The organism is Haloactinospora alba (assembly GCF_006717075.1).
Taxonomy (GTDB): Bacteria; Actinomycetota; Actinomycetes; order Streptosporangiales; family Streptosporangiaceae; genus Haloactinospora; species Haloactinospora alba.
The window spans coordinates 3,366,381-3,386,198 of sequence record NZ_VFQC01000001.1 but is presented as its reverse complement, the minus strand read 5'-3'; the positions used below and the strand labels follow the sequence as shown (position 1 = coordinate 3,386,198).

At 69.9% G+C, this 19,818-nt stretch carries 21 protein-coding genes; 19 read left to right on the top strand and 2 right to left on the bottom strand.

Annotated features, from left to right (window positions below; all coding sequences use genetic code 11):
• Positions 1-141 precede the first annotated feature (141 nt).
• The 5 genes from FHX37_RS15260 to ccsB all read left to right on the top strand — a co-directional run bounded on the left by FHX37_RS15260 (position 142) and on the right by ccsB (position 4,792).
• Positions 142-483: a hypothetical protein gene (locus FHX37_RS15260; RefSeq protein WP_246062303.1), complete on the top strand. Its 342-nt coding sequence runs from the start codon at positions 142-144 to the stop codon at positions 481-483.
• Positions 484-615: 132 nt separating this feature from the next.
• Positions 616-1,335, top strand: a complete 720-nt coding sequence (locus FHX37_RS15255) for a TlpA family protein disulfide reductase (protein WP_141924532.1) — start codon at positions 616-618, stop codon at positions 1,333-1,335.
• On the top strand, positions 1,332-2,159 hold the full coding sequence (locus FHX37_RS15250; protein ID WP_141924531.1) for a cytochrome c biogenesis CcdA family protein: 828 nt from the start codon (positions 1,332-1,334) through the stop codon (positions 2,157-2,159). Before FHX37_RS15255 ends, FHX37_RS15250 begins: the two co-directional genes overlap by 4 nt.
• A complete protein-coding gene (gene resB, locus FHX37_RS15245; protein WP_394344501.1) occupies positions 2,129-3,757 on the top strand; it encodes a cytochrome c biogenesis protein ResB in 1,629 nt (542 codons plus the stop codon). Before FHX37_RS15250 ends, resB begins: the two co-directional genes overlap by 31 nt.
• 3 nt (positions 3,758-3,760) lie before the next feature.
• Positions 3,761-4,792 (top strand): c-type cytochrome biogenesis protein CcsB, encoded by a 1,032-nt coding sequence (gene ccsB / locus FHX37_RS15240; protein ID WP_141924530.1) that lies wholly within the window; start codon positions 3,761-3,763, stop codon positions 4,790-4,792.
• 92 nt (positions 4,793-4,884) lie between these two features.
• Here the strand turns inward: ccsB and FHX37_RS15235 are convergent, their stop codons facing one another.
• Together FHX37_RS15235 and FHX37_RS15230 are read right to left on the bottom strand one after the other, a co-directional pair.
• On the bottom strand, positions 4,885-5,229 hold the full coding sequence (locus tag FHX37_RS15235) for a PLD nuclease N-terminal domain-containing protein (RefSeq protein WP_141924529.1): 345 nt from the start codon (positions 5,227-5,229) through the stop codon (positions 4,885-4,887).
• A 105-nt stretch (positions 5,230-5,334) separates the two neighbouring features.
• Positions 5,335-5,535: a BldC family transcriptional regulator gene (locus FHX37_RS15230; RefSeq protein ID WP_211351841.1), complete on the bottom strand. Its 201-nt coding sequence runs from the start codon at positions 5,533-5,535 to the stop codon at positions 5,335-5,337.
• Between the two features lie 409 nt (positions 5,536-5,944).
• On the opposite strand from FHX37_RS15230, the gene FHX37_RS15225 reads away from it, so the two are divergent.
• The 14 genes from FHX37_RS15225 to nuoK all read left to right on the top strand — a co-directional run bounded on the left by FHX37_RS15225 (position 5,945) and on the right by nuoK (position 19,791).
• Positions 5,945-6,262, top strand: a complete 318-nt coding sequence (locus FHX37_RS15225; RefSeq protein WP_141924528.1) for a DUF4229 domain-containing protein — start codon at positions 5,945-5,947, stop codon at positions 6,260-6,262.
• A 214-nt stretch (positions 6,263-6,476) separates the two neighbouring features.
• Positions 6,477-7,187, top strand: a complete 711-nt coding sequence (locus tag FHX37_RS15220; RefSeq protein WP_141924527.1) for a demethylmenaquinone methyltransferase — start codon at positions 6,477-6,479, stop codon at positions 7,185-7,187.
• Positions 7,188-7,496: 309 nt separating this feature from the next.
• Positions 7,497-8,801 carry a geranylgeranyl reductase family protein gene (locus FHX37_RS15215; RefSeq protein ID WP_246062302.1) on the top strand — a complete coding sequence of 435 codons (1,305 nt, stop codon included), beginning with the start codon at positions 7,497-7,499 and terminating at the stop codon, positions 8,799-8,801.
• A gap of 128 nt (positions 8,802-8,929) precedes the next feature.
• Positions 8,930-9,289 carry an NADH-quinone oxidoreductase subunit A gene (locus tag FHX37_RS15210; RefSeq protein ID WP_141924525.1) on the top strand — a complete coding sequence of 120 codons (360 nt, stop codon included), beginning with the start codon at positions 8,930-8,932 and terminating at the stop codon, positions 9,287-9,289.
• Positions 9,290-9,376: 87 nt separating this feature from the next.
• The gene (locus tag FHX37_RS15205; RefSeq protein WP_141924524.1) at positions 9,377-9,937 is read left to right on the top strand and encodes a NuoB/complex I 20 kDa subunit family protein; all 561 of its coding nucleotides are present in this window, start codon (positions 9,377-9,379) and stop codon (positions 9,935-9,937) included.
• Entirely contained in the window at positions 9,934-10,701 is a 768-nt protein-coding gene (locus tag FHX37_RS15200; protein WP_141924523.1) for an NADH-quinone oxidoreductase subunit C, read from the top strand. Before FHX37_RS15205 ends, FHX37_RS15200 begins: the two co-directional genes overlap by 4 nt.
• 75 nt (positions 10,702-10,776) lie before the next feature.
• Positions 10,777-12,078, top strand: a complete 1,302-nt coding sequence (locus tag FHX37_RS15195) for an NADH-quinone oxidoreductase subunit D (protein WP_141924522.1) — start codon at positions 10,777-10,779, stop codon at positions 12,076-12,078.
• The gene (gene nuoE / locus FHX37_RS15190) at positions 12,075-12,776 is read left to right on the top strand and encodes an NADH-quinone oxidoreductase subunit NuoE (RefSeq protein WP_141924521.1); all 702 of its coding nucleotides are present in this window, start codon (positions 12,075-12,077) and stop codon (positions 12,774-12,776) included. The genes FHX37_RS15195 and nuoE overlap by 4 nt, the downstream gene beginning before the upstream one ends.
• Positions 12,773-14,074, top strand: a complete 1,302-nt coding sequence (gene nuoF, locus FHX37_RS15185; protein ID WP_141924520.1) for an NADH-quinone oxidoreductase subunit NuoF — start codon at positions 12,773-12,775, stop codon at positions 14,072-14,074. The genes nuoE and nuoF overlap by 4 nt, the downstream gene beginning before the upstream one ends.
• A 76-nt stretch (positions 14,075-14,150) precedes the next feature.
• Positions 14,151-16,631 carry an NADH-quinone oxidoreductase subunit G gene (locus tag FHX37_RS15180; RefSeq protein ID WP_141924519.1) on the top strand — a complete coding sequence of 827 codons (2,481 nt, stop codon included), beginning with the start codon at positions 14,151-14,153 and terminating at the stop codon, positions 16,629-16,631.
• 11 nt (positions 16,632-16,642) lie between these two features.
• Complete coding sequence (gene nuoH / locus FHX37_RS15175) at positions 16,643-17,998, top strand: NADH-quinone oxidoreductase subunit NuoH (protein WP_141925281.1); 1,356 nt, start codon at positions 16,643-16,645, stop codon at positions 17,996-17,998.
• On the top strand, positions 17,991-18,548 hold the full coding sequence (gene nuoI / locus FHX37_RS15170; RefSeq protein ID WP_141924518.1) for an NADH-quinone oxidoreductase subunit NuoI: 558 nt from the start codon (positions 17,991-17,993) through the stop codon (positions 18,546-18,548). Before nuoH ends, nuoI begins: the two co-directional genes overlap by 8 nt.
• On the top strand, positions 18,545-19,504 hold the full coding sequence (locus FHX37_RS15165; protein ID WP_141924517.1) for an NADH-quinone oxidoreductase subunit J: 960 nt from the start codon (positions 18,545-18,547) through the stop codon (positions 19,502-19,504). The genes nuoI and FHX37_RS15165 overlap by 4 nt, the downstream gene beginning before the upstream one ends.
• Positions 19,492-19,791 (top strand): NADH-quinone oxidoreductase subunit NuoK, encoded by a 300-nt coding sequence (nuoK, locus tag FHX37_RS15160; RefSeq protein ID WP_141924516.1) that lies wholly within the window; start codon positions 19,492-19,494, stop codon positions 19,789-19,791. Before FHX37_RS15165 ends, nuoK begins: the two co-directional genes overlap by 13 nt.
• Positions 19,792-19,818: the final 27 nt, after the last annotated feature.

Below are 19,818 nucleotides of genomic sequence, written 5' to 3'. Positions count from 1 at the left end.
GCGCTGTGTCCGGTAGGGGCACTACAATCTCTGCGTTCGCCGGTGCCCAGGGCTTTCCGGCGCCGGTACCGTGCCGCCGTCATCGGGCACGGGGAACCGTTGCCGGAGACAACTCCTGGGCGCCCCCTCATCTCCGGCAGAATGCGAGCGAAACCGATGGTCATCTGGAAAGGCGCGGGGATTCTCGTCCTCGTTATCGCGTTGCCGTTGGCGGGCCTGGGCGGAGTCTCCCTCGGCTCCGCGCTGGGAAGCGACACGGCGAGCGGGATCGGTGCGGCGGGCGGGCTCGCCCTCGCCGCTGTTGCGGTCTACTTCCTGGGTCAGCGCCTGAACGCCCCCACCCCCGGCTACCACCTGCGTACCGGGGCGCCCGTGAACTTCCGCAACGGCCACACCCTCTTCTTCGTCCCGATGCAGTACTGGGGTTTCGTGCTCCTCGGGATCAGCGTGCTGGTGCTGGGAGCGTCGCTGCTGAGCGCGTGAGCCCCCGCGTGTCCCGTGGTTCCGGCGGTGGGTGGACGGACCAGGGTGGGGAGGCGGGGCGCGCCAACTCCTCTACTACACTTTGTCGTTGTTGAGTTCGTGCCCCGTCGCCTCCGCCCGAGGGTTTTGCTGATGCCCCATTCGACGCCCGCTGTCCACCGCCGCGGCACCGCACGCGCCGGTGACCGCACGCGCAGCGCACGAACGGACGGCCGCACACCGCCTTCCCGCCTCCGACGGCGGGTGGTGGCCGCCGCCGCGGCGGCCCTCGCCGGAACACTCGTCCTGGCCGGCTGCTCCGGTTCCGAGGACTCCCCAGCGACGGACTCCGGCAACGACGACGGCAACACCCGCTACATCGAGGGGGACGGTTCCACCACCTCGTTCGCACCCGACGAGCGCGAGCCCGCCCCGGACGTGGAGGGCGAGACGCTCGACGGCGAGACGGTGAGCCTCGACGACTACGAGGGCACCGTGCTGGTGCTGAACATGTGGGCGAGCTGGTGCGGGCCGTGCCGCGCCGAGAGCGACGCCCTCAACGAGGTCTACACCGACCACAAGGGGGACGGGGTGGACTTCCTCGGCGTCAACATCAAGGACGACCGGACGGCCGCAGAGTCCTTCGAGGAGAACCAGGGCATCGACTACCCGAGCCTGTACGACCAGCCCGGAAGGATCCCGCAGGCGTTCCGGGACACCGTCCCCCCCAAGGCCATCCCCAGCACCCTCGTGCTCGACCGGCAGGGCCGGATCGCGGCCCGGGTGATCGGGCCGGTGAAGTACAACAAGCTGAGCGACCTCGTCACCTCGGTCAAGAACGACGACGACAACGCGGACGCGGGAGCCCAATGATCGCGGAAACGGTCCTGCAGGGATCCCTCCTCCTCGCCGTGCCGCTGGCGTTCGCCGCTGGGCTCGTGTCCTTCCTGTCCCCGTGCGTCCTTCCGCTCGTTCCGGGCTACCTCTCCTACGTGACCGGGCTCACCGGTGCCGACATCGCCGCGTCCCGGCGCACCGCCCAACCGGAACCCGCGGCGGCGGGAGGATCCGCCGGGACGGCGACGGCGGGGACCGACCTCGACACGGAACTGGCAGCGCGCCGCTGGACCATGCTCGCGGGAAGCGCGCTGTTCATCGCGGGATTCACCCTCGTGTTCGTCCTCGTCGGCGTGTTCGTCGGAGGGATCGGCGGTGTGCTGCTGGACTACGCGGAGCCGGTCACCCGGGTGCTGGGCGCGGTGACCATCCTGCTCGGGCTGGCGTTCATGGGGGTCGTTCCCGGGTTCAACCGGGAGTTCCGGATCCACCGGCTCCCGAAAGCCGGACTGGCCGGCGCCCCGCTGCTCGGGGTGCTGTTCGGCCTCGGCTGGACCCCCTGCATCGGCCCCACCCTGGCGGCGGTGCAGACGCTGGCGTTCACCGAGGGCAGCGCGGCCCGCGGAGCGGTGCTCTCCCTGTTCTACTGCCTGGGGCTGGGACTGCCGTTCATCGCGGCTTCGCTGCTGTACCGCCGCGCCCTGGGCGCGTTCGACTGGGTGAAGCGGCACTACCGCACGGTGACGGCCGCGGGCGGGGCGATGCTCGTGCTCGTGGGGCTGCTGCTGGTCACCGGCGTCTGGACAGACCTCACAGCCATCATGCAGCGGTGGACCGCGGACTTTACGACGGTGATATAGAAGTGACTTCGGCCAACGCCACCAACACGGACCGCACGTCCGCGAAAGGGAGCGCGAGCCCGCGCCTGTCCCCGCTCGGATGGGCGCGGTGGACATGGCGCGTCCTCACCTCGATGCGGACCGCCCTCATCCTGCTCTTCCTGCTCGCGGTGGGCGCCATCCCCGGATCGGTGCTCCCGCAGCGCTCGGTCAGCACCGAACAGGTCCAGAACTACTACCTCGACCACCCCGACATCGCGCCGTGGCTCGACCGGCTGTACATGTTCGACGTGTACTCCTCACCGTGGTACGCCGCGATCTACCTGCTGCTGTTCGTCTCCCTCACCGGCTGCGTCCTGCCCCGCGCGTGGGCGCACTACCGCGCGATGCGCTCCCGCCCCCCGAAGGCGCCGCGTTACCTCAGCAGGATGCCCTACGCGGCGCACTTCACCACCGGAGCCCCGCCGGCGACGGTCCTCGGGCGGGCGCGCACCCTGCTCCGCGGCTACCGGATCGAAGGCAGCGCGGACGCGGTCTCCGCGGAGAGGGGCTACCTCCGCGAGACCGGCAACGTGGCCTTCCACCTGGCGCTGCTCGCGCTCCTGCTGGCGCTGGGAGCCGGCTCGTTCCTGGGATACCGCGGCAACATGCTGGTGATCGAGGGCGACGGTTTCGCCAACACCCTGCCGTCCTACGACGCCTTCTACCCCGGAACGGCGGTGGACGCCGGGGACCTGGACCCCTTCTCGTTCACGGTGGAGGAGTTCCACGCGGAGTTCATCCAGGACGGCAACCTCAGCGGCCAGCCGGACTCCTACTCGGCCGACCTCGCCTACCGGGCGAGTCCGGACGGGCCGCAGCGGGAGCACGAGCTGGAGGTCAACCACCCGCTCTCGGTGGACGGGACACAGGTCTACCTGCTGGGGCACGGTTACGCCCCCGAGTTCGAGGTGACCAACGCCGACGGGGAGGTGGTGTTCGACCAGGCGGTGCCCTTCCTCGACCGAGAGGAGGGGAACTTCACCTCCGACGGTGTGGTCAAGGTCCCCGACGCCGGAGGGGAGCAGCTGGGCTTCACCGGCGTGTTCCTCCCGTCCGCCGCGGAGACCGAGGACGGGGAGCTCGTCTCGGACTTCCCCGGAGCCCGCAACCCCGTCGTGACGCTCACCGGCTACAAGGGCGACCTCGGGATGGACAGCGGCCAGCCCCAGTCGGTGTACCAGCTCGACACCTCGGACATGGAGGAGGCCGGCTCCTCCCCGGAGCTCTCCCCGGGCGACAGCTGGGAACTGCCGGACGGTTCCGGAACCGTGACCTTCAAGGGCCACAGCGACTACATCAGCATGCAGGTCAACCACGACCCGGCCCGGGTTCCCGCCCTCGTCGCCGCCGCGGCGGCGGTACTGGGACTGTTGGGAACGCTGTTCATCCGGCCGTGCCGCGTGTGGGTCCGCGCCACCGAGCGCGAGGACGGGCGCACGGACGTGGAGGTCGCCGGGTTGAGCAAGTCCGAGGGGGCCGGAGCGACAGCGGACTTCCACAACCTCAGCCTGAAGCTTCGGAACCGGCTGCGGCAGGAGTACGACGGTTCCACGACCGACGAAGGAACGAAGGAGTAGCCGGTGGTACACGCGCTCGCCGCTGATGCGGCATCCGCCCAGAACACGACACTGTCCTCGGTCAGTGACGAGTTGCTCGTCGCCACGATCGTGGGCTACGCGGTCGCGCTTTTCCTGTTCGCGTGCGAGGCCGCCTACGGGCGCCGGGAGGCGCTGAGAAGCGGCCGGCTCGTGTCCGTGGGGGCGGGGGCGAGCGGTAGCGGCTCCTCGGCCGGCGGGAACCTGGACGAGGCGGACGACATGGAGGTCAGCGTCCGCCACGAGGAGGAGCAGGCCCGCGCGCCCCGGCACCTCGTGGGCCGCGTCGGGGTGCTCGTGACCGCGGTGGCGTTCGCGTTGAACCTGGCCCAGGTGGTCACCCGCGGTATCGCGGCCGACCGGTGGCCGTGGGGCAACATGTTCGAGTTCGTGGTGGCGATCTGCCTGTGCGCCGTCGCGGCGTTCCTCTACGCCGCCGTCCGCTACCAGGCGCGGTTCCTGGGGACGTTCGTCCTCATCCCGGTCGTGCTGCTACTGGGCATCGGGGTGAAGTGGCTGTACAGCCAGGCGGGGCCGGTCATCCCCGCGCTGGACTCCTACTGGATCGCGATCCACGTCTCGGCGATGATCATCGCCACCGGCGGTTTCCTCGTCTCCGGGGTGGCGGGCATCGCCTACCTGATGGCCCAGCGCACCGAGGTGAAGCAGGCCGCGGGGGAGACCGTCACCGGGATCCCCGCCAAACTCCCGTCCTCGGGGCTGCTGGACCGGGTCTCGCACCGGTTCGTCGTGTTCGCCTTCCCGATCTGGACGTTCGCCATCATCGCGGGGGCGATCTGGGCCGACGAGGCGTGGGGCCGGTTCTGGGGATGGGACCCCAAGGAGGTCTGGTCGTTCATCACCTGGACCGTCTACGCGGCCTACCTGCACGCGCGCCACACCGCGGGCTGGCGCGGGAACGTCGCCACGTGGATCGGTCTGGTCGGACTGGCGTGCCTGCTGTTCAACTTCTTCGGGGTGAACTACATATTCAGCGGCCTGCACAGCTACGCCTGAGGGGCGAAGCGGACCGGCCGCCCGGCCGCGTGCGGTCGTGGGGCCGGTCGCTACGGGGCGGCCCCACGCACCTAGCGGTGCTTTCGGCCCGCTCAGTCGTCGGGGTTGATACGTCTGTTCAGTTTGCGGAGGAACTCCGGGTCGTCGTCCGGGCCGAGCGGCTGCTGGCGGCCGGAGGTTTTGTGCGCGTCGGACGGGTCAAGGTGCTCCACGGACGTGTTCTGGGAGAGCTGCTCCGAGGCGGCCGTCTCCGTTCTCCGGGGGCGGCCGAGGAAGAGCCAGAGAACCGCCACCGGCATGAACAGCACTATCAGTACCAACCAGAGGATCTTGGGCACATTGCGAACCTCGTCCCCTGGAGTGGTGGCCGCGTCGAAGAACGCGTACACCCAAACCACGATCGAGAGCAGCGTGATCAGGCTAGCGAGCCACACCATGCTTCCAGCCTATCTCTGATCGACCCCGCCGTGCCGGGAGCATGCCGTTCGGGGGGTGGCGGGGACGATTGCAGGCGGCTCGCGGTCGTTCCGGTGCCGTGAGGGTCACGTGGGGGTTTCGGACGGTTCCCCGTGGAGCAGGGCCCGGACCTCGGCCTCGCGAAAACGGCGGTGTCCGCCGGGGGTGCGGATGCTGCTGATCCGTCCGGACGCGGCCCACCTGGTCACTGTCTTGGGGTCAACCCGGAAAAGCGAGGCCACCTCTCCCGGGGTCAACAAACGTTCGCTTCCTCTTTCCACCTTCACAATCCCCCTTCGCGGCCCACCTTGGTCTGGGAGATGGGCGGTTGTCCTCTAGTGTGCATGAGATAGTCCGTTTCCTCCCTAGTTTTCGTAAAAATAGAGAGGATTTGGGAACAAGAACGCGATGCGTGATCAAAACGTGACCACTGCGTTCCGGCCTCCGAGCAACCCCCGCCGGGAGACCCGGACGACCTCCCGACGTACTGGCCCGCCGCGCAACGCCGCCGTGCGGCGCCGCAGCGCAGCGCCGTCGTGGACACTGTCGGCCCGGCCGTAACCTGGGGAGGAAGCGACGGGCCAACCACACCACGACAGGGGCGGCGGTGATGCCGTGCTTGCCCGGTGCTGGCCGACACGCGCACCACCCGACCCCAATGTATTCCGTGAATCTTCCGTTGTGAGGCAGTTTTACATGCGAAGTGTCCTTGCCTATACCGCGTCTCGGCTTCTGTTGTTCGCGGTCGCGTGGGGCCTGATCTACCTTCTGGGTGCGCGAGGACTTCTCGCGCTCGCGCTCGCCTTCGGAATCAGTGGAGTAGCGAGTTACATACTGCTGTCCGCGCAGCGTGACGCGATGTCCTCGGCTATCGTCACCGGGATGGAACGGATGCGCGGAGTGCGCGAGCGTCTGGACGAGGGCGCCGCGGCCGAGGACGCCGCACCCGGGTCCGGCCAGTCGGACGGGTCGGACGGGAACGCCGCCCGCGACACCTCCGAGGAACCCCGCTGAATCCCGCCGGCGGGCCGGGACCCGTCGCGGCCCCGCGGTGGCGGGACCGGTGCGGCGCGCGCCCGCCGCACCGCGCGACATCCGTTCCCGCGCCGGCGGTGCGCCCCTCCCGGCACAGGTGACCGCCCCGCCTCCCTCCTCGTCCGTGCCGGGCGGCACTGGAGACGCCGCTCGCGACGAACAGCGTCTCGAAAACAGGGCCTAGAGTGGACGCATGGCCCGTGCCGCACTCGACAAGTCCCCCGGGGACGTCGCCGCCATGTTCGACGACATCGCCGGCCGCTACGACCTACTGAACGATGTGCTCTCCCTGGGGCAGGACCGCGTGTGGCGCGGCGCCGCCGTACGCGCGGTCGACGCCTACAGCGGCGAACTCGTCCTCGACCTGGCCGCGGGTACGGGGACCTCGTCGGTCGCCTTCACCTCCCGCGGCGCCCGGGTGATCGCCTGCGACTTCTCGCAGGGCATGCTGCGGGTCGGTGCGCGCCGCGAGCGGGAGGAGGGGTCCTCCCGGGCGACGTTCGTCGCGGGCGACGCCCTCTCCCTGCCGTTCGCCGACCGCACGTTCGACGCGGTCACCATCTCGTTCGGCCTGCGCAACGTGCACGACGTGGACCAGGCGCTACAGGAGATGCGCCGGGTCACCAAGATCGGCGGACGTCTCGTGATCTGCGAGTTCAGCCATATCCCCGTCGCCGCGCTGGACCGCGTCTACAGCCGTTACCTGGCGGCGGCGCTGCCGATGATCGCCCGGTGCTTCACGGCGAACACGGGAGCCTACTCCTATCTCTCGGAGTCGATCGCCGACTGGCCGGACCAGCGCGCGCTGGCGGCGCGGTTGCAGCGGGCCGGCTGGTCACGGGTCGCCTGGCGCAACCTCACCCTGGGGGTGGTGGCGCTGCACCGCGCTGTGCGGCGTGCGTGACTCACGTACTTTCTCCCTTTGGCCCCGAAAGACCCTTTCGGGGCCAAATTTATTTTTATTCCTTTTGTCCTTTTTGTTCTGTTTGTGACGCAAGGTAACAAACTGCATCTCTGCCTATGAAAGTGGCAAAAAAAGACGAATGTCGTTCAGGGGTCGCCCCGAAACGACGAAAGGTCTAGACTGCGGGACGAGAACTTGTGAAGGCCTTCACAAGGGTGCGAGGCCTTTGTTACACGAAACAGCCGCACAGGCGCAGACAGCGCATCCCCCAACACAATGCGCAACAGCGCAGCACGCCGAGGACAGCCCGTGAGCGAGACACACCTGAGCCTCCACTCCGTTCGGGAACGTCCGGAGAGTGAAGCCGACGTCATCGTCGTCGGTGCCGGCCCCGCCGGCTCCACAACCGCCTACTACCTCGCACAGGCCGGACTGGATGTCCTCCTCCTGGAAAAAACCGCCTTCCCCCGCGAGAAGGTGTGCGGTGACGGCCTCACACCGCGTGCCGTCAAACAGCTCACCGCCATGGGTATCCCGGTCACGGGCGAGGGGTGGATGCGCAACCACGGGTTGCGGATCATCGGCGGCGGAGTACGGCTGGAGCTCCCCTGGCCCGACCTCGCCGAGTACCCCGGCTTCGGTCTGGTCCGCACCCGTACGGACTTCGACCAGCTGCTGGCCGACCGGGCGCAGCAGGCGGGGGCGCGGCTGCTGCAGCGGACCAGCGTCGTCGAGCCGGTCATCGAGGAGCGAAGCCAGCGCATCGTGGGGGTGCGCGCCAAGAACCCCGACGGGGAGCGGACCACCTACCGCGCCCCGCTCGTGATCGCCGCCGACGGCAACTCCTCCCGGCTCTCCGTGGCGATGGGCATCCGCAAACGCGACGACCGGCCGATGGGCGTGGCCGTGCGCACCTACTTCACCAGCCCCCGGCACGACGACGACTACCTGGAGTCCTGGCTGGAGCTGTGGGGCGAGTCGAACGGCAAGCGGGTGCTGCTGCCCGGATACGGGTGGGTGTTCGGCGTCGGCGACGGCACCAGCAACGTCGGTCTCGGCATCCTCAACTCCACGGCCTCCTTCCGCGAGGTGGACTACCGCGGCCTGCTGCGGAACTGGACCCAGGGCATGCCCGAGGAGTGGGGCTTCTCCGAGGAGAACCAGCGCGGCAACATCCGCGGTTCGGCATTGCCCATGGGGTTCAACCGCGTCCCGCACTACTCGCGCGGGCTGATGCTGGTCGGCGACTCCGGCGGGATGATCAACCCCTTCAACGGGGAGGGCATCGCCTACGCCATGGAGGCCGGGCAGCTCGCCGCCGACGTCGTGGTCCAGGCGCTCTCCCGCCCCACCCAACAGACCCGGGAACGCACCCTGCTGCGGTACCCGCAGATCCTCGCCGACGTGTACGGCGGCTACTACACGCTGGGCCGCTACTTCGTGAAGATGATCGGCAACCCGTACTTCATGAAGTACGCGACCCGTTACGGGCTTCCCCAGCAGACTCTCATGCGGTTCACGCTCAAGATGCTGGCGAACCTGACCGAACCACGCCGGGGTGACGCGGCGGACCGGGTGATCAACGGCCTGTCCACGATGGCGCCCTCGGCCTAGCGCCGTAGGCAGCGAGAGGGAAACCGAGCCATGCCGACAACAGTGAGGAACCGGCTCACACGTGAAAACACGCACAAGCTCCCGGCACGCGCCGGACGGCCCGTCGTGTTCCGGGGAGGTGCGCACTGATGGAACTGTACGCACCGCTGCTCGTCCTCGGCGGGATCGGCGCCGCGTTCGTCGTGGTGTCCATGGTCGCCGGGGCCGTCGCCGGCCCCAAGCGCTACAACCGGGCCAAGCTCCAGGCCTACGAGTGCGGCATCGAACCCACGCCGCAGCCCACGGGCGGTGGCCGCTTCACCGTCAAGTACTACCTGACGGCGATGCTGTTCATCGTCTTCGACATCGAGATCATCTTCCTCTACCCGTGGGCGGTCCACTTCGACGAACTCGGACTGTTCGGCCTGATCGCGATGGTCCTGTTCCTGGTGAACGTGTCGATCGCCTACGCCTACGAGTGGCGCCGCGGAGGTCTGGAATGGGAGTGACCCGCACCGCGCCCGCCGCGCCCCCGCCTCACGGGCGCGGCACCGCGCGCATCCACACGACCAGCGACCGGAAAGGGGGGTCGTCGGATGGGGCTTGAGGAGAAGGTTCCCAGCGGCATCATGCTGACAACCGTCGAGCAAGCGGCCGGTCTGGTACGCAAGAGCTCGATGTGGCCGGCCACGTTCGGTCTCGCCTGCTGCGCCATCGAGATGATGTCGGTGGGCGGGCCGCACTACGACCTAGCCCGGTTCGGCATGGAGAAGTTCGGCGCCACCCCCCGGCAGGCCGACCTCATGATCGTCGCGGGCCGGGTCAGCCAGAAGATGGCGCCCGTGCTGCGGCAGATCTACGACCAGATGCCCGAACCCAAGTGGGTCATCGCGATGGGCGTGTGCGCCTCCAGCGGTGGGATGTTCAACAACTACGCCGTCGTGCAGGGGGTGGACCACGTCGTCCCCGTCGACATGTACCTGCCCGGGTGCCCGCCCCGGCCGGAGATGCTCCTGGACGCCGTGCTGAAACTCCAGGACAAGATCCAGAACACCAAGCTGGGCGCGCACCGCGAGCAGGAGATCGAGGAGGAGGAAGAGCGCCAGCTCCGCCGCAACCTCCCGGTCGTCGAGCAGACGGGAGGGGAGCAGCGGTGAGTCCCGGAAACAACGGCTCCCACCCGGACAACGGGCAGAACGGGGACGAGGAGAACCTCCCGGCGCAGCGCGGGGCGAGCCGCCTCGCCGCCCCCATCGCCCGCACCGACATGTTCGGCGGCCACACCAGCGGCGACACGTCGGGCTACGGGCGGCTGCTGGTGCGCCGCCCCGCCGTACCGGGGGCGCAACGGCCGTTCACCGACCCCGACGACCCGCGCACCGAACGGTTCGACGGGATCGCCGACGCGTTGGAGAACGCCCTGGCCGAGGGGAGCGTGACCTACGGGGAGGCCATCGAACGCGTCATTGTGGACCGCGGCGAGCTCACGTTCGAGGTGCGGCGCGAGCACCTCCCCACCGTCATGCGGCGGCTGCGGGACGACGCCGCGCTGCGGTTCGAGCTGTGCCTGGGGGTGTCCGGGGTGCACCACCCCGAGGACACCGACCGGGAGCTGCACGCCGTCTACCAGCTGCGCTCGATCACCCACAACACCGAGGTCCGGGTGGAGACGGTGTGCCCCGACGCCGACCCGCACATCCCCTCGGTCGTGGAGACCTACCCCACCACCGACTGGCACGAGCGCGAGACCTGGGACTTCTTCGGGATCGTGTTCGACGGCCACCCCGCGCTCACCCGGATCGAGATGCCCGACGACTGGCACGGCCACCCGCAGCGCAAGGACTACCCGCTCGGCGGAATCCCGGTGGAGTACCGCGGCGCCACGATCCCGCCGCCGGAGGAACGGAGGTGGTATGCCTAACGCTTCGGACCGCCAGCCCGGGCGCGCGGCGCGCCCCGCTCCGACGGCAGTGTCGAGCAACGATAGGGGATCATCATGAGCACCTCGGTAACCGAGGACTACATCGACGCCTCCGGCGGCGACTGGGACGAGGTCATCGCGGCGGCGCAGCGGACCAGCGCCGAACGGCTCGTGGTGAACATGGGACCCCAGCACCCCTCCACCCACGGCGTGCTGCGGCTCATCCTCACCCTGGACGGCGAAACCTGCACCGACGCGCGCGTCGGCATCGGGTACCTGCACACCGGTATCGAGAAGAACATCGAGTACCGGACGTGGACCCAGGGCACGACCTTCGTGACCCGGATGGACTACCTGACGTCGCTGTTCAACGAGACGGCCTACTGCCTGGCGGTGGAGAAACTGCTGGGCATCACCGACCAGATCCCGGAGCGGGCCTCCATCATCCGGGTGATGATGATGGAGCTCAACCGGATGTCCTCGCACTTCGTGGCGATGTCGACTTTCGGGATGGAGCTCGGCGCGACCACGATCATGACCAACGGGTTCCGGGAACGCGAGCTCGTGCTGGACATCTTCGAGCACGTCACCGGCCTGCGCATGAACCACGGCTATATCCGCCCCGGCGGGGTCGCCCAGGACATCACCGAGGAGGGGATCGCGAAGGTCCGGGAGCTGCTCGCCGAGATGCCCAGACGCATCAGGACGCTGCGCAAGCTCCTCGACTCCAGCCCCCTCTACCTCGCCCGCACCCGCGACGTCGCCCACCTCGACCTGTCCGGGTGCATGGCGCTGGGGGTCACCGGCCCGATGCTGCGCGCCTCCGGCTTGGCCTGGGACCTGCGCAAGGCCAAGCCCTACTGCGGTTACGAGAACTACGAGTTCGACGTCCCCGTGTCGGACGGGTGCGACGTGTACGCGCGCTACCGGGTGCGGATCGCCGAACTGGAGCAGAGCCTGCGGATCGTCGAACAGTGCCTGGAGAAGCTCCAGCCGGGCCCGGTGATGGTGGACGACCCCAAGATCGGCTGGCCGGCGGAACTGGCGCTGGGCCCGGACGGCCTGGGCAACTCGCCCGACCACATCGCCCACATCATGGGCGGCTCGATGGAGGCGCTGATCCACCACTTCAAGATCGTCACCGAGGGTTTCCGGGTGCCGGCCGGCCAGGTCTACCAGCCGGTGGAGAGCGCCAAGGGCGAGCTCGGCTGCCACGCCGTCAGCGACGGCGGCACCCGCCCGTACCGGCTGCACTTCCGGGACCCGTCGTTCACCCACCTGCAGGCGGTGGCGTCCATGTGTGAAGGGGGAACGGTGGCCGACGTCATCGCGGCCGTGGCCAGCATCGACCCTGTGATGGGAGGGGTGGACAGGTGAGCAGGAACTTCTCCGAGGAGGTGCGGCAGCGGCTGGCGGCCGAGGCCGCGACCATCATCGACCGCTACCCGCGGAAACGCTCCGCCCTGCTGCCGCTGCTGCACCTGGTGCAGGCGGAGGAGGGCTACGTCAGCCAGGCCGGGATCACCTTCTGCGCCGAACAGCTCGACCTCACCCGCACCGAGGTCGCCGCGGTGGTCACGTTCTACACGATGTACAAGCGCGAACCGGGCGGCGAGTACCACGTCGGCGTGTGCACCAACACCCTGTGCGCCGTCATGGGCGGCGACGAGATCTTCGCCTCCCTCAAGGAGCACCTGGAGCTGGACAACACCGAGACGACCGAGGACGGCAAGGTCTCCCTGGAACACGTGGAGTGCAACGCCGCCTGCGACTTCGCCCCGGTGGTCATGGTCAACTGGGAGTTCTTCGACAACCAGACCCCCGACTCCGCCCGGGAACTGGTCGACAACCTGCGCAGCGGCGCCGACGTCAGACCCACCCGCGGCCCCGAGCAGCTGTGCACCTGGCGCCAGGCGTCCCGGCTGCTGGCGGGTTTCGCCGACGACCACGCCACCGAGGGGGTCCAGGCCGGGGAACCCACCCTCGCCGGGCTGCGAGTCGCCCGCGAGCGCGGGTGGAGCGCTCCCGACGCGGCCGACACCGAAGCCACCACCGACCAAGGGGGGACGGCGTGACCAGCACACTGACTCCGGTCCTCTCGGCGAACTGGGACCGTCCCGACTCCTTCACTCTCGAGGCCTACCGGGAGAGCGGCGGCTACGAGGCGCTGCGCACCGCGCTCACCATGGAGCCGGCCACGCTGGTGGACACGGTGAAGTCCGCCGGCCTGCGCGGGCGCGGCGGCGCCGGGTTCCCCGCCGGGATGAAGTGGAGCTTCCTCCCGGCGGACAACCCCAACCCCCGCTACCTCGTCATCAACGCCGACGAGTCCGAACCGGGGACGTGCAAGGACGTCCCCCTGATGCTGGCGAACCCGCACGCGCTCATCGAGGGCATCGCGATCTCGGCCCACGCGATCCGCAGCTCCCACGCCTTCATCTACGTGCGCGGCGAGGTGCTGCACGTCATCCGGCGGCTGAAGCACGCGGTCGCCGAGGCCTACGACGCCGGGCTGCTCGGCAGCGACATCCTGGGCACCGGATTCGACCTGGAGGTCGTGGTGCACGCCGGCGCCGGCGCCTACATCTGCGGGGAGGAGACAGCCCTGCTCGACTCGCTGGAGGGCTACCGCGGGCAACCCCGTCTCAAACCGCCCTTCCCGGCCGTGTCCGGGCTGTACGCCTCACCCACCGTGGTGAACAACGCCGAGTCCATCGCGAGCGTGCCCAGCATCGTCGCCAACGGGGTGGAGTGGTTCACCTCCATGGGGACGGAGAAGTCGGCGGGCTTCGGCCTCTTCTCCCTGTCCGGCCACGTGGCCGTACCGGGGCAGTACGAGGCCCCGCTGGGTGTGACCCTGCGGGAACTGCTGGACATGGCCGGCGGCGTCCGCGGGGGCCACGAGCTGAAGTTCTGGACCCCCGGCGGTTCCTCCACCCCGATACTCACCGCCGAGCACCTGGACACCCCGCTGGACTTCGAGTCGATCAGCGCCGAGGGCTCGATGCTGGGAACCCGCGCGCTGCAGATCTTCGACGAGACCACCTGCGTGGTGCGCGCCGTCGGCCGCTGGATCGAGTTCTACGCGCACGAGTCGTGCGGCAAGTGCACCCCCTGCCGGGAGGGCAACTACTGGATGGTCCAGGTGCTCCACCGGCTGGAACGGGGCGACGGAACCGAGGAGGACGTGGACAAGCTCCTCGACATCTGTGACAACGTGCTCGGCCGCTCCTTCTGCGCCCTCGGCGACGGCGCCACCAGCCCGGTGACGTCCTCGGTGAAGTACTTCCGCCAGGAGTACATCGACCACATGAAACACGGCGGGTGCCCGTTCGACCACACCAAGTCGACGCTGTGGGGAGGCGAGCGGTGACGACCAACCGGAAGCGGCCCCACCCGGCCGCGCCACACGGCTGTGGCGCCCCCGCAGCGGCCCGTGAGGAGGAGCAGTGACCATCGCGAGCAACGCGACCACGGACGGGACGCCCGCCGTCCCGTCGGAGGAGCTCGTCACCGTCACCATCGACGGGTTCCAGATCCAAGTGCCGCCGGGGACGCTGGTCATCCGGGCCGCCGAGCTGCTGGGTATCCAGATCCCCCGGTTCTGCGACCACCCCCTGCTCGAACCGGCGGGGGCGTGTCGGCAGTGCCTGGTCGAGGTGCCCGACGGCGGGAACGGGCGGGCCATGCCCAAACCCGCCGCGTCCTGCACCATCCCCGTCATGGACGGGATGGTCGTCCAGACGCACCTCACCTCGCCCATGGCGGAGAAGGCCCAGCGGGGGATCATGGAACTCCTGCTGATCAACCACCCGCTGGACTGCCCGGTGTGCGACAAGGGCGGGGAGTGCCCGCTGCAGAACCAGGCGATGTCCACCGGCCAGGGCGAGACGCGGTTCCTGGACGAGAAACGCACCTTCCCCAAACCGATCGCGCTGTCCAGCCAGGTGCTGCTGGACCGGGAGCGTTGCATCCAGTGCGCCCGCTGCACCCGCTTCTCGGCGGAGATCGCAGGCGACCCCTTCATCGAGCTGCTGGAACGCGGCGCCGACGAGCAGGTGGGGGTAGCCGAGGGCGACACCTTCCAGTCCTACTTCTCCGGGAACACGGTGCAGATCTGCCCGGTGGGCGCGCTGACCGGCGCCGCCTACCGGTTCCGCTCCCGCCCGTTCGACCTGGTCAGTACGCCCAGCGTCTGCGAGCACTGCGCGGCGGGCTGCGCGCAGCGCACCGACCACCGGCGCGGCAAGGTCACCCGGCGGCTCGCCGGCGACGACCCCGAGGTCAACGAGGAGTGGAACTGCGACAAGGGCCGGTGGGCGTTCACCTACGCCACCCGGTCCGACCGGCTCCACCACCCGCTGGTCCGCGACGAGGACAGCCACGCCCTGGAAACGGCCTCCTGGCCGGAGGCGCTGAGCGTCGCGGCCCAGGGGCTGGGCGAGGCGGCCGCGCGCGGCCGCGCCGCCGTCCTCACCGGCGGGCGCCTCACCCTGGAGGACGCCTACGCCTACGCCAAGTTCGCCCGCCTGGCGCTGGGAAGCAACGACGTCGACATGCGGGCCCGCGCCCACTCCGATGAGGAGGCCGAGTTCCTGGCCGCCCGCGTCGCCGGAACCGGAATCAGCGTCTCCTACAACGACCTGGAGGCGGCACCGGCCGTGCTGCTGGCCGGGTTCGACCCCGAGGACGAGTCCCCCGTGGTCTTCCTGCGGCTGCGCAAGGCCGCACGGAAGGGGAACACGGAGGTCTACTCGGTCGCCGCGCGCGAGAGCTGGGGACTGACCAAGACGAACGGCACCCTCGTTCCCACCGTGCCGGGGGACGAGGCGCGCACACTGGAGAACCTCGGTGTGACCGAGCCGGCGGCCCTGGAGGCGCTGCGGGCCGAGGGCGCCGTCATCCTCGTCGGCGAGCGGCTCGCCGAGACCCTGGGAGCGCTGTCCGCGGCGGTCCAGCTCGCCAACCGGACCGGGGCGCGGCTGGCGTGGGTGCCGCGCCGCGCCGGGGAACGCGGCGCGGTGGAGGCCGGGGCGCTGCCCAACCTGCTCCCCGGCGGCCGGCCCGTCACCGACGCCAACGCCCGCGCCGAGGTGGCGCGGATGTGGAACACCTCGGGCCTGCCGCAACGGGAGGGGCGCTCCACCGCCGAGATCCTCGACGCCGCCGCGGCGGGCGAGCTGGACGCCCTGGTGGTCGCCGGCCTCGACCTGGACGACCTCCCCGACCCGCGGGCCGCCCGCGACGCGCTCGCCCGGGTCGGACTCGTGGTCAGCGTGGAACTGCGCGCCAGCAACGTCACCGACCGCGCCGACGTGGTCCTGCCCGCCGCCGCCGTGGCGGAGAAAGCGGGCACCTTCGTGGACTGGGAGGGGCGCCAGCGCCCGTTCGGCAACGCGCTGAAAACCCCGGGCGTCCTCTCCGACCTGCGGGTGCTGTCCGCCGTCGCCGACGAGATGGACGTGCACCTGGCCCTTCCGGACGCCGAGGCGGCCCAGCGGGAACTGTCCCGGCTGGGCTCCTGGACCGGCGAACGCACTCCCGACCCGCTCGACCGGCCCGCGGCGCCGGCCCGTCCCGGAGCCGGCCAGGCGGTGCTGTCCGCCTGGAGCCAACTCCTGGGCAACGGCCGGATGGAGGACGGTGAGCCCTACCTCGCCGGGACCGCGCGGCCCGCCACGGCCCACATGTCGGCCGCCACGGCGGCGGAGGCCGCCGTCGCCGACGGGGCGACGGTGCGTGTCGCCACGGACAGCGGCGCCGTGACGGTGCCCGTCGCCGTCGACGCCGGCATGCCCGACCGGGTGGTGTGGCTGCCCGCCAACGCCCAGGAGTGCGACGTCGGGCGTGACCTCGGTGCCCGCGCCGGAGACGTCGTGCGCCTGGCCGCCGACACCGTTGAGCCGACGAGCGCTGGGAGCGACAAGTGACATCCGCGGCAGTGACACACGGCAACGGGGAGGCGCTCGTGGCCGCCGAACCCGGGTTGGAGGCCTTCGGCACCGACCCGTGGTGGCTCGTCCTGGGCAAGGCGGTGACGATCTTCGTCTTCCTGATGGTCTGCGTGCTGATGATGATCATGGCCGACCGCAAGGTCATGGGACGCATGCAGCAGCGCCACGGACCCAACCGCTTCGGCCCCTGGGGGCTGCTGCAGTCCCTGGCCGACGGGGTGAAACTCTCCCTCAAGGAGGACCTGGTGCCCCGGGACGTGGACCGGGTCCTCTACATCGCGGCCCCGATCATCGCGGCGGCGCCCGCGTTCATGACGTTCGCGGTGATCCCGATCGGCCCCGAGGTCACCATCTTCGGTGTGGTGACGCCGCTGCAGCTCACCGATCTGCCGGTCGCGGCGCTCCTGGTGCTGGCGGCCGCGGCCATGGGGGTGTACGGCATCGTCCTCGGCGGGTGGGCGTCCCGCTCGCCGTACGCCCTGCTCGGCGGCCTGCGCGCCTCCGCCCAGGTGATCAGCTACGAGATCGCCATGGGACTGTCGTTCGTCGCGGTCTTCATGTACTCCCAGACGCTGACCATGTCGGGAATCGTGGAGGCGCAGCGGCCGATCTGGTTCGCGGTGATCCTGTTCCCGTCGTTCGCGATCTACCTGGTCACCATGGTCGGGGAGACCAACCGGCTGCCGTTCGACCTTCCGGAGGGCGAGGGCGAGCTGGTCGGCGGCTTCATGACCGAGTACGGCTCGATGAAGTACACGATGTTCTTCCTCGCCGAGTACGTGAACATGACCACCGTCGCGGCCGTGTCGGTCACCCTGTTCCTGGGCGGCTACCACGCCCCACCGCCCGTCACCACCCTGTGGGCCGGCGCGGCCGAGGGCTGGTGGCCCGCCCTGTGGTGGCTGCTCAAGTTCTGCGGCGTCATGTTCCTGTTCATCTGGCTGCGGGGGACCGTCCCCCGGGTGCGCTACGACCAGCTCATGCAGCTCGGCTGGAAGGTCCTGATCCCGGTGCAGCTGGTGTGGATCACCGCCATCGCCGCGATCCGGCTGCTGATGAACGAGGGCGCCCCGGCCGCGGTGACCGGCGGCGTCATCGCCGCCTTCTCGGTGCTCACCGTCGCCTGCCTGTACGCCTGCGCGCGCTCGGCCCGCCGCCGGCGCGAGGAGACCGCCGCCGAACGCGCCACGGAGCTGCGGCGGATGCGCGACGACCCGAAACACGGCGGGTTCCCCGTACCGCCGCCCGACGCCCCGCACTACGGCAGCAGCGTCCCGGCGGAACACCCGCGACTGACCCCACCGGCCTCGACCGACAAGCGTGAGGAGGTTACCGGTGCTTGAATGGCTCAACCCGGTGAAAGGGTTCGGCGTCACCTTCCACACCATGTTCACGAAGGTGCCCACGGTCGAGTACCCCGAGAAACCGCGCCCGACCGCGCCCAGCTTCCACGGCCGGCACCAGCTGAACCGCTGGGCCGACGGGCTGGAGAAGTGCATCGGCTGTGAACTGTGCGCCTGGGCCTGCCCGGCCGACGCCATCTACGTCGAGGGAGGCGACAACACCGAGGAGGAGCGGTACTCCCCCGGAGAGCGCTACGGCCGCGTGTACCAGATCAACTACCTGCGGTGCATCCTCTGCGGCCTGTGCGTGGAGGCCTGCCCCACCCGGGCGCTCACCATGACCACCGAGTACGAACTCGCCGACGACGAGCGCGAGAGCCTCATCTGGACGAAGGAGCAGCTCCTCGCGCCGCTGGAGGAGGGCATGGAGGCGCCGCCGCACCCCATGCGGCTCGGTGAGACCGAGCAGGACTACTACCGCTCGGGCGCCAGCCAGACCACCCAGGACCAGCCGAGTGTCCACGACGGGAACAGCGAGGCGGCGCAGTGACCGTGACCCCCCTACAGACACAGACCCTGGCCGCTCCCATATCCGGAACAGAGAGCACCGCCTTCTGGTTCCTCGGCGCCCTCGTGATCCTCGGCGCCGTCGGTGTCGTCACCAGCCGCAAGGCCGTCCACTCGGCGGTGCTGATGGCGGTCGTCATGCTGGGGCTGGCCGTGCTGTACGGCATGAACGAGGCGCCGTTCCTGATGGTGGTGCAGATCGTCGTCTACACCGGCGCCGTGCTGATGCTGTTCCTGTTCGTGCTGATGCTCGTCGGGGTGAGCTCGGCCGACTCCCTGGTCGAGACGATCCGCGGCCAACGCGCCCTCGCGGCCACCGTCACGGTGTGCTTCCTGGCGGCACTGGCCACCGGCCTGACCCGGATCGTCGCGGGCGACCCCGAAGGGCTCGGCGCCGGCGTGGCGCTCGCCGGCGGCAACGTCCCCTGGATCGCCAGCGAGGTCATCTACACCTACATCATCGCGTTCGAGGCGACCGGGGCCCTGCTCATCACCGCCGTGCTGGGGGCGCTGGTGCTGGCGCACGCCGCCCGCACCTCCCAGCGCCGCACCCAGCGGCAGCAGTCCCAGGAGCGCACCCGCGGCGACCACATCACCCCGCTGCCGGGTCCGGGAACCTACGCGCGCCACAACGCGATCGACATGCCCGCCCTGCTGCCGGACGGGTCCGTGTCCCAACTGTCCCTCAACCCGGTGCTCACCGCACGCGACCCCGCCCACCAGTCGCACGTGCCCGCCGACATCCAGCTGGGCGACATCCCCGAACCCGGCGGCGCGGCCGACTCGGCGGCCTCCAAGGAGGTCAGCGGGGGCGAGAGCCAGCCGGTGGCGGAACGGTCGAACGGCACACGGCACGACACCGGCGCGACCAGCAGCAGTGACACCGACGAGAACGGCGATTCGGCCGACGGGCAGGAGGCGCCGACGTGGACCCCATGAACTACATCGTGCTGGCGGCGATCCTGTTCACGATCGGCGCCGTCGGCGTACTGGTGCGGCGCAACGCGATCATCCTCTTCATGTGCGTCGAGCTGATGCTCAACGCGTGCAACCTGGCGTTCGTCGCCTTCGCGCGGATGCACGGCGACATCGGGGGCCAGGTCATCGCGTTCTTCGTGATGATCGTCGCCGCCGCCGAGGTCGTCGTGGGTCTGGCGATCATCATGCAGATCTTCCGTACCCGCGGGTCGGCGTCCGTGGATGACGCCAACCTGCTCAAGCACTAGAAGGCGACGTGGCTGTGACAGTGTTCA